A 12827-nucleotide genomic window follows, 5' to 3' on the forward strand; every position below is an offset into this window, starting at 1 on the left:
GCTCACGAGACGAGCCCGCCGAGGAATTGGAAGATATTGAGCTTCTGTAGGTCGTTCCACGTTGCGAACAACATAAATCCCGCCAAAAGCGCAAGGCCTGCACGATAGCCCATCTCCTGGAACCGCGCCGACACAGGCTGTTTCGCCACAGCCTCATAGCCGTAGAAAAGCAGATGCCCGCCGTCGAGGACCGGAATGGGAAGCAGATTTAGAAAGCCGATTCCGATCGAAAGTATGGCGGCCAAGGTTGTCAGCGTCAGGATCAGGTTGATCGCCATGGCGCCCGGCGCTGGATTGGCCTCGACCGCGGCCGTAGTCAGCGAGCCCGTCGCCTTGGCCATGCCCAGCGGACCGCTGAACTGATCGCCCGACTCGCGACCCGTCGCCAGGCGTCCGAGGTAGGTCAGGGTCGAGCCGATAACGTCGGCCGTCTGGCGCGCACCCTCCACCACGGCGTCGACAGGGCCGTAACGCACGTGGCGGACATCTCCGGCCGACGAGCCCAGCCCCAGGCCGATACGGCCGACCTTGACCCGTCCGGCGATGGGATCGTTTTCCTCGCGGCGTTCCGGCGTCGCGACCAGTACGACCGGACGACCGGCGCGCTCGACCGTGAAACGCACGGGATCGCCGGTCGAGAGCATGACGGTGCGGGTGACCGCGCTGCCGTCCTTGATAGCCTTGCCGTTCACCTCGGTGATCAGGTCGCCGACCTGGAATCCGGCGGCGGCGGCGGGCGATCCCGCCTGGACCTGCGCGACGCGCGCGGGGCGCAAGGACACGCCGACGGCCATGAAGACGACGGCGAAGATGGTGATGGCCAGGATGAAGTTGGCCATGGGTCCGGCCGCGACGATCAGGGCCCGCTGCCACACCGGCTTGAAGTGGAAATAATCGCGCTCGGCGCCCGGCCCGCGCTCGGCGACCACGCGGCGACGCAGTTCATCCAGCCCGGCCCGATCAGGCACGCTGGACGCATCAAGATCGCCCGAGAACTTCACATAGCCGCCCAGCGGCAGCCAGCCGAGACGCCATTCGATGCCGTGACGGTCCGTGCGGCTGGCCACGGCCTTGCCGAAGCCGACCGCGAACCGGTCCACCTTCACGCCAAAGGCGCGCGCGACAAGGAAGTGACCCAGTTCGTGGATGGTGACGATGAAGGTCAGCACCAGCAGGAACGAGGCGATGGAGATCAGGACCTGACCCAGGACGCCTAGCATTCGAAAATCGTCTCCCCTGGCCTACTGTCAGGCCGCATTCGCAAGGCCGGCGATGACGCTCTCGGCCATTCGACGCGTCTCGGCGTCGACCGAAAGGGCCGCGCCGCAGGCGTCTCCAGAACCGAAAGCCATCCCCGCTTTCGTCGCACGCTCAAGGGTTTCGGCGACGACTGCGGCAATATTGAGAAACGCCAGCTTGCGGTCAAGGAAGGCGAAGGCGGCAACCTCGTTGGCGGCGTTGAACACGGCCGGCGTCGCGCCGCCCGCCTTCAGGGCCTGACGCGCCAGATCGAGGGCGGGAAAGCGCGTCAGATCGGGCGCTTCGAACGTCAGCCGACCTAGCTCAGCCAAATCCAGCTTGGGCGCCGGCCACGCGATCCGGTCCGGCCAGGCCAGCGCGCAGGCGATCGGCGTGCGCATATCCGGCGGTCCCATCTGGGCCAGGGTCGAACCGTCCACATATTCCACAAGGCTGTGGATGATCGATTCGGGGTGCACGACGACGTCGATCCGATCCTGCGGCATATCGAACAGATAGGCCGCCTCGATCATCTCCAGGCCCTTGTTGGCCATGGTGGCGCTGTCGACCGAAATCTTGGCCCCCATGCTCCAGTTGGGGTGGGCGACGGCCTGTTCGGGCGTGATGCCGACCATCTGCTCGCGCGGAGTCTGGCGGAACGGTCCGCCCGATGCGGTCAGGATCAGCTTGGCCACCCGCTCAGGCGCTTCGGCCGGAAACACTTGGAAGATGGCGGAGTGTTCGGAATCGACGGGGATCAAGCGCCCCCCTACCCGCTTGACCCGTTCGATCAACGCTGGGCCGCAGCAGACCAGGCTTTCCTTGTTGGCCAAGGCCAGGGTCGCGCCCGTTCCCGCCGCCGCCCAGGCGGACTTCAGACCCGCCGCTCCGACGATGGACGCCATGATCCAATCCACAGGTCGCGTCGCCGCCTCGACGATGGCCGCGTCGCCGGCGGCAACAGCGACATCCGTGCCGGACATGGCGTCGCGCAGTTCGTCCAACCGAGCCGGATCGGCGGTCACGGCCAGCTTGGGCTGCCAGCGCCTGGCCTGCTCGGCCAGTTTGGCGATGTTGGCGCCGCCTGTCAGGGCCTCGACCTCGAACGCGCCCGTGCCCGTCGCCTCGGCTTGAGCCATCAGGTCCAGTGTAGAGGCGCCGACCGATCCGGTCGCGCCAAGTACGGTGACGCGACGCCGGATCACGCCCCTCGCTCCAGCATCAGGACGAGCAGTCGGCCCGCCGCGACGACCACGACCGCGAACATCAAACCATCGACACGGTCCAGCAGGCCGCCGTGGCCCGGAATGGTGTTGCCCGCATCCTTGACCCCGAACCGTCGCTTTAGCGCCGATTCCCACAGGTCCCCCGCCATGGTCGCCAAGGCCGCCGCCAAGCCCAGCACCGCCCCCCAAACGACGCTCAAAGCGCCCATATTGACCCAGGCCGTCATGACGGCCCCCGCAACCGCGCCGGCCGCAACGCCGCCGATGAACCCGGACCAGGTCTTGTTCGGTGAAAAGCGCGGCCACAGCTTGGGTCCGCCAAAGGTGGATCCCGCCAGATAGGCCACGATGTCGGCCGACCAGGCGACGGCGAACACCAGCACGGTCCAGTGCAGCCCGATCAAACTGTCGACATCGCGCAGCCAGATCAGCAGAACCGAAGGCCAGCCGAGATAGAGGACGCCATAGGCGGCATCCAGCGCCTCCTGCCCTCGACTACGGGCATAGACCCCGGCCGCGACCGCGCCGAACACCAGCATGATGAAGGCGACGGACATGGCGCCGAAATGGGCGCTGATTACCGCCGCCACGACGCCGAAGCTGACCGCGCCGCCCATGACGCGGCGTGCATGCGGCGCACTCATCGCCGCCCATTCAAACGCCAGGACGACGCTGGCGACGATCATCAGCGCCAGGAACCACACGCCGCCGCCCCACGTCGCAGCGACGGCTGCGGGCGCCAGCACGACGGCGGACGCAGCCCTGAGGGCGATATCCCGACCCTTGACCGCCATCAAGCCGTCGCGCGCTCAGGCGCGATCACGCGTCCGCCGAAACGGCGATCGCGCTGACCAAAGGCCGAAATCGCCTCGGCCAGGGCCTTGGGGCCATAGTCGGGCCACAGAATGTCCTGGAACACGAGCTCGGCGTAGGCGGCCTCCCACAACAGGAAGTTCGACAGCCGCTGCTCGCCCGATGTGCGCACGATCAGGTCCAGCGGCGGCGAGCCCGCCGTGGCCAGCCCGGCTGTCAGGATCGCTTCGTTGAAAGGCTCGACCGTCTCGCCCGCCAGCACCCGCTCCATATGGCGACGCGCCGCGTCCACCAGATCCGCGCGACCGCCGTAGTTGAAGGCGACCTGCAACAGGAAGCGATCGTTATGGGCGGTCTGGACCTCGGCCCGTTCGATGATGGCGGCGATATCGGCCGGCAGTCCCTGGCGTCGCCCCAGAATCTTCAGCCGCACGCCGGCCTTGGTTAGCCGGGCCAGATCGCTGGCGACGTAAGACCGCACCAAGCCCATCAGGTCCGACACCTCGTCCTCGGGACGGCTCCAGTTTTCGGTCGAGAAGCCGAACACCGTCAGGCAATCGATGCCCAGATCCGGCGCCGCCTGGATGGTGCGCTTCAGCGCTTGAACGCCTTCGCGGTGCCCCAAGGCCCGCGGCAGGCCGCGCGCCTTCGCCCAGCGTCCATTGCCGTCCATGATGATGGCGACGTGGCGCGGGCCGTCCTGACCCTGCTTGTCTGGGCTTTGGCCTGAAGGCGCGGCGCGGTCTGCCGTCATCTGTCGTGCGATCCCTTCCGGACCCAGCCGTTTCGCCTCAGACCTGCATGATCTCTTGTTCCTTGGTCTTCAAGGTCTCGTCGATGCGCTTGATGGCCGCGTCGGTGTCCTTCTGGACCTCGGTCTCCATCTTCTTCTGCTCGTCCTGGCTGATCTCGCCGGCCTTCTCGGCCTTCTTCAGGTCGTCGTTGGCGTCGCGGCGGACGTTGCGAACCGAGATCTTCTGCTGCTCGGCGTATTTGCCGGCCAACTTGACCAGGTCCTTGCGGCGTTCCTCGGTCAGAGGCGGCACCGGAATGCGCAGCGTCTGGCCGTCCACGATCGGGTTCAGGCCCAGGTTGGCGTTGCGGATCGCCTTTTCGACGGCGACCACCATGCCCTTGTCCCAAACGTTGACGCTCAGCATCCGGGGCTCAGGCACGCTGATGGCGGCGACGGCGGTCAGGGGCGAGGCCGAGCCGTAGGCTTCGACCCGCACGGGCTCCAGCAGGCCGGCGTTGGCCCGGCCAGTGCGCAGACCGCTGAACTCTTCCTTCAGGGCGGCGACGGAGCGATCCATGCGGTCGCGATAGGTCTTGAGGTCAGGCTTTGCCATGGTCTTGGTCTCTCTTGTCTTTCCAGGTCAGGCGAACGTCAGGCGACGTCCTGAATGACCGTGAACGTGCCTTCGCCGGTCAGGGTCCGGCGCAGCGAATTGTCTTCCCGAATGGAGAAGACCACGATCGGTATGCCCGTGTCGCGCATCATGGCGATGGCCGAGGCGTCCATGACCCGCAGATCCTTGGCCAGCACGTCCTGATAGGACAGCGTCTCGTACCGCGTCGCGTCAGGATCCTTCTTCGGGTCGGCGGTGTAGACCCCGTCCACGCTGGTGCCCTTCAGCAGGGCGTCGCAGCCCATTTCGGCCGCACGCAGCGCCGCGCCCGAGTCCGTGGTGAAGAACGGTGCGCCCACGCCGGCGGCGAAGATCACGACCCGGCCTTTCTCCAAGTGCCGCAGAGCGCGACGACGGATGTAGGGTTCGGCGATGGCGGCCATCGGAATGGCGCTCTGCACGCGGGTCGAGACGCCGATCTTCTCCAGCGCCGATTGCATGGCGAGCGCGTTCATGATGGTCGCCAGCATGCCCATATAGTCGGCCTGGGCGCGCTCCATGCCGGCCGCCGCCTTGGACAGACCGCGGAAGATGTTGCCGCCGCCGATGACCAGGCAGATTTCCACGCCCTCGGCCGCGACATCCGCGACGGCCTTGGCCACCGCATCGACCGTTTTCATATCGACGCCGAACGACTGGTCGCCCATCAGCACCTCGCCCGAAACCTTCAGCAGGACGCGTTTGTAGCGGAAGGTCGAGGGGGCGTCGGGCATGCGGGAAGGTCCGTTTGACTGCGGCGCCATTGAATCAGGCGGCTTCTTATAGACGAAAGGCGCGCCGGCCATCAAAGCCGAACGCGCCCTTCTGATACAAAACCCTCACGAATGAGGGGAATGTTTTTTAGTTGCCGCCCATCATGGAGGCGACTTCCGACGCGAAGTCGGGGCCTTCGACCTTCTCGACGCCTTCACCCAGCGCCAGGCGGACGAAGCCGGCCAGGTGCAGGTTGGAGGAGCCCAGTTCCTTGGCCGAATTGGCGACCAGTTGTTCGATGGTTACGTCCGGATCCATGACGAACGGCTGCTTGGACAGCACCACGTCCTTCTGGAACTTGTTGATCTGACCTTCCACGATCTTTTCGATCATGGCTTCCGGGCGGCCTTCTTCCTTGGCCTTTTCGATCAGAACGGCGCGTTCCTTCTCGATGGCGGCGGGGTCCAGGTCGTCGGTGTTCAGCGACAGCGGCGCGGTGGCGGCGACGTGCATGGCGATCTTGCGGCCCAGTTCGCGAAGCGCGGTCTTGTCGCCCTCGCCTTCCAGAGCCACCAGCACGCCGATGCGGCCGACGCCCGGCGAAACCGCGTTGTGGACGTAGGTCGAGACGACGCCTTCCGACACCGACAGGCGGGCGGCGCGGCGCAGTTGCATGTTCTCGCCGATGGTGGCGATCATGTTGGTCACTTCGTCCTGGACCGTCTTGCCGGCTTCCAGTTCGGCGCCGTGCAGGGCCTCGACCGAGTGGTGCTCCAGACCCAGTTGGGCGAACGACTTGGCGGCGTTCTGGAACAGCTCGTTACGGGCGACGAAGTCGGTTTCGGCGTTGAACTCGATGGCGGCGGCGACTTCGCCCTTGCCGTCTTCCTTCGACGCGACGGCGACCAGACCTTCGGCGGCGACGCGGTCGGCCTTCTTGGCGGCCTTGGACAGGCCCTTGGCGCGCAGCCAGTCGATTGCTGCTTCGATGTTGCCGTCGTTTTCGACCAGCGCCTTCTTGCAGTCCATCATGCCGACGCCCGAACGCTCGCGAAGCTCCTTCACGAGGGCGGCAGTGATCTCGGCCATGTTCTTCTCCTTGGGGGATTTCGTATGTGGGAACGGCCGGACTGATTTAGCCCGGCCGTGTGTCAGTTCGTCAGGCGGCGCTCAAGAACGCGAACGCCGCCCGGCGGGCGATCAGCCCTCGGCCTTCTCGGTTTCGGCAGCCGGCTCAGCAGCGGCTTCCAGTTCGGCGGCGGCGCCTTCCGTGCCGGCCGGCGCGGCTTCGGCTTCAGCCTTGGGGGCCGAGGCTTCACGCAGCATCGGCTCGACCGGAGCTTCCGAAGCGCCCAGGTCGATACCCGAGGCCGAAGCGCCGGCGGCCAGGCCGTCCAGGACGGCGTCGGCGATCAGATCGCAGTAGGTCTGGATGGCGCGGGCGGCGTCGTCGTTGCCGGGGACCGGATAGGTGATGCCGTCCGGGTCCGAGTTGGTGTCCAGGATGGCGATGATCGGGATGTTCAGCTTGCGGGCTTCCTGGATCGCGATCGCTTCCTTGTTGGTGTCGATCACGAACATGATGTCCGGGATCGAACCCATGTCCTTGATGCCGCCCAGCGACAGTTCCAGCTTGTCCTTCTCGCGCTGCAGGTTCAGCAGCTCTTTCTTGACGCGGCCTTCGCCGCCGTTTTCCAGAATGCCTTCCAGCTCACGCAGACGAGCGATCGAGCCCGACACGGTGCGCCAGTTGGTCAGCGTGCCGCCGAGCCAACGGTTGTTCATGTAGTACTGGGCGCAGCGCTTGGCGGCTTCCGCGACCGGCTCTGCGGCCTGGCGCTTGGTGCCGACGAACAGAACGCGACCGCCCTTGGCGGCGACTTCGCGCACGGCCACCAGAGCCTGGTGGAACAGCGGCATCGTCTGCGACAGGTCGATGATGTGGATGTTCGAGCGCGAGCCGAAGATGTAGCGGTCCATCTTCGGGTTCCAGCGGTGCGTCTGGTGGCCGAAGTGAGCGCCTGCTTCAAGCAGGGTGCGCATCGAGAATTCAGGCAGAGCCATGATCGTTCAGTCCTTTTTCCGATCAAACGTGGCGCGGGGGATTAAAGGTCTAAAGACCCTCGGAATGGTGCGGATCGGGATGTCTCCCCGAAGCGCGCCTCTCCCGCGTTGCGAAATGCGGGGGCCATGTAGGCCGGATGGGCCGCAATAGCAAGCGCAGCCCTGCAAATGCGGAAAAGGCGGCCCCTTTCGGGACCGCCTTTGGTCACCAACGCGACGGCTGCTTCTACTTCATTGCGTCCAGCAGGGTGCGGGCGCGGTCACGGTGTGTAGTGACGGGCGTCACCAGCTCGCGCGCCAGGGTAGCGAGGGCGGGCGCTTCGGTGTTGTCGGCAAAGCCGTTCAGCAGCGTCAGCGTCTCATTGTGGGCGGCGACCTGCTGGTCCAGATAGACCTTGTCGAAGTCGTCCGGCGTCGCAGCATTCAGATTGTCGATAAGGCCCTTGCGGCGTTCGTCCAGCGTCGTGGGGATGGCGACGTTCGGCGCGGCGGTCGCTTGGGCGGCGGCCAGCTTCTCGCCGGCGGCGGTGTGATCCTTGGTGATCATGGCGGCCAAGGCCTTCACGTCCGCATTCTTGGACTTGGCGGCGGCGATCTTGGCGGCTTCCAGCTCATACATGTTGCCGGTGCCCAGACCGGTGACGAAACCGTCGACGGTGTTGGCGCCCATGGTCATGGCCGAGGTCTGGCCGACGACGCCGGACGTGGCGTCCTGGGTGGCGTTGACCGCTTCGCTGGTGTTCTGGGCGGCGCTGTCGCCACCCTGGTTGCAGGCGGCGAGAAGGGCCAGCGAGGCGACGCTGGCGATGGCGAGATATTTCATTGGAACAGTCTCCCTATGGACTGACCAAACCCATCACGCGTCCGTGAGGTTCCGAAAAATCAAAAGCTTGGCCATATCCAACAGGGCTCAGGCGTCCTCCAACATGACGACGCCCGGCGCCGACTTCAGCGCGCCGCGCAAGGCGCCGTCCAGGCGATAGCGGCCCGGAATCTTGACCTCCACCTCGCGCCCCTGCTCGAGGCCCGCGATCATCAGCGACACCTCGCCCCCCTTGCCGATCGCGCCTGATCGTGCGCGCTCAAGCCGCGCCTTCAGGGCTTCGGCGTCCGCGCTGCGGGCCGAGACATGGATGCGAAGGCCGATGTTGGCGTCGTCCAGCAGATTGTCCATCTGGGAGGCGTCGTCGCCGAAAAAGCGCACCTCCCCTTCCGACGACTTGGCGCGCACCCGCACCATGACCGAGGCGCCGGGCTCCAACACCTCGCGACATTTGCGAAGTTGTTCGGGCGGGAACAGGCATTCGAACTCGCCGGTCGGATCCGAGAAGGTCACGAAGGCGAACTTCTCGCCGGTCCGCGCGCTGGCCCGCTCCTGCTTGCGACGCACGACACCCGCCATTTGGAAGGCTTCGTGGCCGGACTCCGCCAGCGGGATCGCTTCGGCGACGAAGGTGACGCGTTTGCGCTTCAGGGCTGAGGTCATCTCGTCCAGCGGGTGGCCCGACAGATAGAAGCCGACCGCCGACAGTTCGTGATCCAGCCGCTCCGGCCCGACCCAGGGCTCGACGCTCTTCAGACGCGGGCGCGCGGCATGGGCTTGGTCGCCGCCAAACAGCGACACCTGCGACGAGGCGCGCTCGGCCGCCACGCTCTGGCAATAGGCCATCAGAACGTCGGCCTGTTCCAGCAACTGACGCCGGTTGGGGTGGATGCTGTCGAAGGCGCCGGCCTTGGCCAGGCCTTCCAGCGCGCGCTTGTTGACGCTGCGCGGATCGACGCGCTCAAGGAAGTCGAAAATGTCGGCGAACCGCCCGCCCGTCTCGCGTACCTCGATGACGTGTTTCATCGCCTCGAGACCCACGTTTCGGATCGCGCCGAGGGCATAGAGCACCGCTCCCTTGTCGTCGTCCCAGGCCACGTCGAAGTCGGCCGAGGAGCGATTGATGTCGGGCGCCAGGACCGGCACGTCGAACCGTTTGGCGTCCTGATAGAAGACCGCCAGCTTGTCGGTGTTCGACAAGTCCAGGCTCATTGACGCCGCGAAGAACTCGACCGGCTGATTGGCCTTCAGCCACCCCGTCTGGAACGAGATCAGGGCATAGGCGGCGGCGTGGGACTTGTTGAAGCCGTATCCGGCGAACTTGGCGACCAGATCGAAGATGGAGCCAGACTGCGCCTCCGGCACGGCCTTTTCGGCGGCGCCCTTGACGAAGCGAAGGCGCTGGAAATCCATCTCCTCCTTCTTCTTCTTGCCCATGGCTCGGCGCAGCAGGTCGGCCTCGCCCAGGCTGTAGCCCGCCAGGATCTGGGCGATCTTCATCACCTGTTCCTGGTAGATGATGACGCCGTAGGTTTCGGTCAGCACCTCTTTCAGGCTGGGGTGCAGGTAATCGACCTCGGCGCGTCCGAACTTGCGGTCGATATAGGTGTCGATCATCTCCATCGGCCCCGGCCGATAAAGCGAGATCAAGGCGGTGATTTCTTCGATGGAGCCGCAGCGCATCTTGCGCAGGGTGTCGCGCATGCCCTGGGATTCCAGCTGGAACACTCCGACCGTCTGGCCAGAGGCCATCAGCTCATAGGTGCGCGCATCGTCCAGCGGCAGGCTGTTCCAATCCCTGGCTGCGCCGCGCCGTTCCAGATAGCCGCGCGCCCGATCCAGCACCGTCAACGTCTTCAGGCCCAGGAAGTCGAACTTCACCAGCCCCGCCGGCTCGACCCATTTCATGTTGAACTGGGACGCCGGAATGGTGGAGCGCGGATCCTGATACAGCGGGACCAGTTCGGTCAGCGGCCGGTCGCCGATGACAATGCCGGCGGCGTGGGTCGAGGCGTTACGGTATAGCCCCTCCAGCTCCAGCGCGGTTTCCAGCAGGGTCTTCACCGCCGGCTCGGCGTCCCTCGCCTCCTTCAAGCGCGGCTCGATGTCGATGGCCTGGGCCAGGGTGACGGGCGCGGCCGGATTGTTCGGCACCATCTTGCAGAGCCGGTCGACCTGACCCAGCGGCATCTGCAGCACCCGGCCGACGTCGCGCAGCACGGCCCGCGCCTGCAAGGTGCCGAAGGTGATGATCTGGGCCACCCGGTCCTTGCCGTAGCGGTCCTGAACATAGTCGATCACCTCTTCGCGCCGCTCCTGGCAGAAGTCGATGTCGAAGTCGGGCATGGAGACCCGTTCGGGGTTCAGGAACCGTTCGAACAGCAGGCCAAACCGCAACGGATCCAGATCGGTGATGGTCAGGGACCAGGCGACCAGCGAGCCGGCCCCGGAGCCGCGCCCCGGCCCCACGGGAATGCCGTGGGTCTTGGCCCATTTGATGAAGTCCGACACGATGAGGAAATAGCCGGGGAACCCCATCTGCTGGATGATCCCGACCTCCCATTCCAGGCGGGTCCAATATTCCTCTTCCGGCACGGCCGGCGTGACCTCGGTCAGGCGGACCTTCAGCCCCTCGCGCGCCTGGTGGGCCAGTTCGTCGGCCTCGGAGCGACCGGCCCCGGTATCGAAACGCGGCAGGATGGGCGCGTGCGTATTGACCAGGAAGGCGCAGCGCCGCGCGATGTCGATGGTGTTGTCGCAAGCCTCGGGCAGGTCGGCGAACAGCTCGCGCATGACGGCGGCCGGCTTGAACCAGTGTTCGCCGGTGATGCGGCGACGATCCTCCTGGCCGGTGAAGGCGCCGTCGGCGATGCACAGCAGGGCGTCGTGGGATTTGGCCTGCGCCGCCTTGGCGTAATAGACGTCGTTGGTGGCGACCAGCGGCACGTCGTTGGCATAGGCCCATTCGACCAGCCCAGGCTCGGCGCGCTTTTCGTCCTCAAGCCCGTGGCGTTGCAGTTCGACGTAGAAGCGGTCGCCGAACGCCGCCTTCATCGCCGACAGGGCGGCGGCGGCTTCGGTCTTCTTGCCTTGGACGAACAGCGGATCGATCGGTCCGTCCGGGCCGCCGGACAGCAGGATCAGGCCTTCGGAGCGGGCGACCACCTGCTCCCAGGCCACGCCCGGCTCGGCCATTTCTCCGGCGTCCAGATAGGCGGATGACGACAGGGCGCACAGGTTCAGCCACCCGGCCGTATCCTGAGCCAGCAGGACGATGGTCGGAACCTTGGCCCAGCGGGCGTTGACCTGGCCGCCGATGCCGAAGACCGGAAGAGCGCAGGCCACGAGCGGCTGAACGCCCGCATCCTTTGCCGTCTGGCTGAACTCCAACGCGCCGAACAGGTTGGCCCTGTCCGCCACCCCAACCGCCGGCATTCCGGCGTCGGCCGCCAGCTTGCCGACCTTGGCCGCCTTGATCGCGCCTTCCAGCAGCGAATAGGCCGAACGGACCCGCAGATGGACAAAACCCTGACTGTTCACCGGCTCGTTCACGCCTTCTTCGACCCTGGCCCGCTGCCGAGCCCTACTCTATCCTGAGTCTCATATCGGGTGGCGTGCGGCCATCGCAAACCGGTCGCCCCACAGATCGGCTGTGGATCGCTGGCTTCAAACGGTCCTCGAAAAAACACCGTCTAAAGTGTCTAATTCGTCTGATCTCAGGCGGTGACGCTGATCGCCACGGTCCAGACCATACAGACGAAACCGCCGCACGACGCCAGCGACAGCATATCTCTCATCAAACGTGGCATGACCTTGGCTCCGAGACATCCGATATGTTCCGCTAATGTTCTATGTTGGCGTTTTGTTCCGGTCAAGCCGGTCTGTTGAAACCGTTTGCGCGTCGTCGTCGTAGTCAATGCAAAAGGAGATGAGACCATGTCCCTTCGCACGACCGCCCTCGCCGCCGTTGCATCCTTGACTGTCGCCGCGCTGGCGATCGGCGCGCCCCTGGCCCATCAGGCCGAGGCGCAGACGGCGCTCCAGACCGCGATCTTCGCCGGCGGCTGCTTCTGGTCGGAGGAGAAGGCCTTTGATGACGTGCCAGGGGTGCGCTCGGCCGTGTCCGGCTTTGTGGGCGGCCATACCGCAAACCCGACCTATGAGCAGGTGGTGCGCGGCGGCACCGGCCATATGGAGGCGGTGCAGGTCACCTTCGATCCGCGTGTGGTCAGCTATCGTACCCTGGTTGATCGCTACTGGCGCACCATCGACCCAACCGATCCGAACGGCCAGTTCTGCGACCAGGGACCGTCCTATCGATCCGCCGTCTTTGCGACAGCGGCCCAGCGCGCGGACGCCGTCGCCTCACGTGATGCGGCGATGCGGGTGCTGAGAAAGAGCTTCACGACGCCGGTCGTCGGCGCCCAGCGGTTCTGGCCGGCCGGCGAGGAGCACCAGAACTACGCCAAGCGCCACGCCGCCAGCTATCAGGCCTACCGGATCGGATGCCGCCGCCCCGAACGCCTGCGAGCGATCTGGGGCGACGCCGCCGTCAGCTGA

The 12827-nt window shown here is 65.8% G+C and carries 11 protein-coding genes; 1 reads left to right on the top strand and 10 read right to left on the bottom strand.

Annotated features, from left to right (window positions below):
• Positions 1-2: 2 nt before the first annotated feature.
• The 10 genes from ABIB58_RS02020 to dnaE form a co-directional block, all read right to left on the bottom strand.
• On the bottom strand, positions 3-1220 hold the full coding sequence (locus ABIB58_RS02020; protein WP_354038820.1) for a M50 family metallopeptidase: 1218 nt from the start codon (positions 1218-1220) through the stop codon (positions 3-5).
• 27 nt (positions 1221-1247) lie between these two features.
• Positions 1248-2444: a 1-deoxy-D-xylulose-5-phosphate reductoisomerase gene (dxr, locus tag ABIB58_RS02025; protein WP_354038822.1), complete on the bottom strand. Its 1197-nt coding sequence runs from the start codon at positions 2442-2444 to the stop codon at positions 1248-1250.
• The gene (locus tag ABIB58_RS02030; protein ID WP_045811208.1) at positions 2441-3259 is read right to left on the bottom strand and encodes a phosphatidate cytidylyltransferase; all 819 of its coding nucleotides are present in this window, start codon (positions 3257-3259) and stop codon (positions 2441-2443) included. The genes dxr and ABIB58_RS02030 overlap by 4 nt, the downstream gene beginning before the upstream one ends.
• Complete coding sequence (gene uppS, locus ABIB58_RS02035; RefSeq protein WP_045811209.1) at positions 3259-4032, bottom strand: polyprenyl diphosphate synthase; 774 nt, start codon at positions 4030-4032, stop codon at positions 3259-3261. The genes ABIB58_RS02030 and uppS overlap by 1 nt, the downstream gene beginning before the upstream one ends.
• 37 nt (positions 4033-4069) lie before the next feature.
• Positions 4070-4627 carry a ribosome recycling factor gene (gene frr, locus ABIB58_RS02040; protein WP_017503964.1) on the bottom strand — a complete coding sequence of 186 codons (558 nt, stop codon included), beginning with the start codon at positions 4625-4627 and terminating at the stop codon, positions 4070-4072.
• A 38-nt stretch (positions 4628-4665) separates the two neighbouring features.
• Positions 4666-5400 (bottom strand): UMP kinase, encoded by a 735-nt coding sequence (gene pyrH / locus ABIB58_RS02045; protein WP_045811327.1) that lies wholly within the window; start codon positions 5398-5400, stop codon positions 4666-4668.
• Between the two features lie 127 nt (positions 5401-5527).
• A complete protein-coding gene (gene tsf / locus ABIB58_RS02050) occupies positions 5528-6469 on the bottom strand; it encodes a translation elongation factor Ts (protein WP_039247421.1) in 942 nt (313 codons plus the stop codon).
• A 111-nt stretch (positions 6470-6580) separates the two neighbouring features.
• On the bottom strand, positions 6581-7444 hold the full coding sequence (rpsB, locus tag ABIB58_RS02055; protein WP_017503967.1) for a 30S ribosomal protein S2: 864 nt from the start codon (positions 7442-7444) through the stop codon (positions 6581-6583).
• A 226-nt stretch (positions 7445-7670) separates the two neighbouring features.
• Entirely contained in the window at positions 7671-8267 is a 597-nt protein-coding gene (locus ABIB58_RS02060) for a DUF4142 domain-containing protein (protein WP_045811211.1), read from the bottom strand.
• 87 nt (positions 8268-8354) lie between these two features.
• Positions 8355-11819: a DNA polymerase III subunit alpha gene (gene dnaE / locus ABIB58_RS02065; protein ID WP_354038828.1), complete on the bottom strand. Its 3465-nt coding sequence runs from the start codon at positions 11817-11819 to the stop codon at positions 8355-8357.
• 384 nt (positions 11820-12203) lie between these two features.
• Between dnaE and msrA the strand changes: the two genes are divergently transcribed.
• Complete coding sequence (gene msrA, locus ABIB58_RS02070) at positions 12204-12827, top strand: peptide-methionine (S)-S-oxide reductase MsrA (RefSeq protein WP_340189836.1); 624 nt, start codon at positions 12204-12206, stop codon at positions 12825-12827.

Source organism: Brevundimonas sp. UYEF29 (genome assembly GCF_040546195.1).
Lineage (GTDB): Bacteria > Pseudomonadota > Alphaproteobacteria > Caulobacterales > Caulobacteraceae > Brevundimonas > Brevundimonas huaxiensis.

What these genes read in the sequence shown, in the direction of transcription:
- tsf (WP_039247421.1), bottom strand. Translation starts at nt 6,469, where the DNA reads ATGGCCGAGATCACTGCCGCCCTCGTGAAGGAGCTTCGCGAGCGTTCG.
- ABIB58_RS02030 (WP_045811208.1), bottom strand. Translation starts at nt 3,259, where the DNA reads ATGGCGGTCAAGGGTCGGGATATCGCCCTCAGGGCTGCGTCCGCCGTC.
- ABIB58_RS02060 (WP_045811211.1), bottom strand. Translation starts at nt 8,267, where the DNA reads ATGAAATATCTCGCCATCGCCAGCGTCGCCTCGCTGGCCCTTCTCGCC.
- pyrH (WP_045811327.1), bottom strand. Translation starts at nt 5,400, where the DNA reads ATGCCCGACGCCCCCTCGACCTTCCGCTACAAACGCGTCCTGCTGAAG.
- ABIB58_RS02020 (WP_354038820.1), bottom strand. Translation starts at nt 1,220, where the DNA reads ATGCTAGGCGTCCTGGGTCAGGTCCTGATCTCCATCGCCTCGTTCCTG.
- msrA (WP_340189836.1), top strand. Translation starts at nt 12,204, where the DNA reads ATGTCCCTTCGCACGACCGCCCTCGCCGCCGTTGCATCCTTGACTGTC.
- rpsB (WP_017503967.1), bottom strand. Translation starts at nt 7,444, where the DNA reads ATGGCTCTGCCTGAATTCTCGATGCGCACCCTGCTTGAAGCAGGCGCT.
- frr (WP_017503964.1), bottom strand. Translation starts at nt 4,627, where the DNA reads ATGGCAAAGCCTGACCTCAAGACCTATCGCGACCGCATGGATCGCTCC.
- uppS (WP_045811209.1), bottom strand. Translation starts at nt 4,032, where the DNA reads ATGACGGCAGACCGCGCCGCGCCTTCAGGCCAAAGCCCAGACAAGCAG.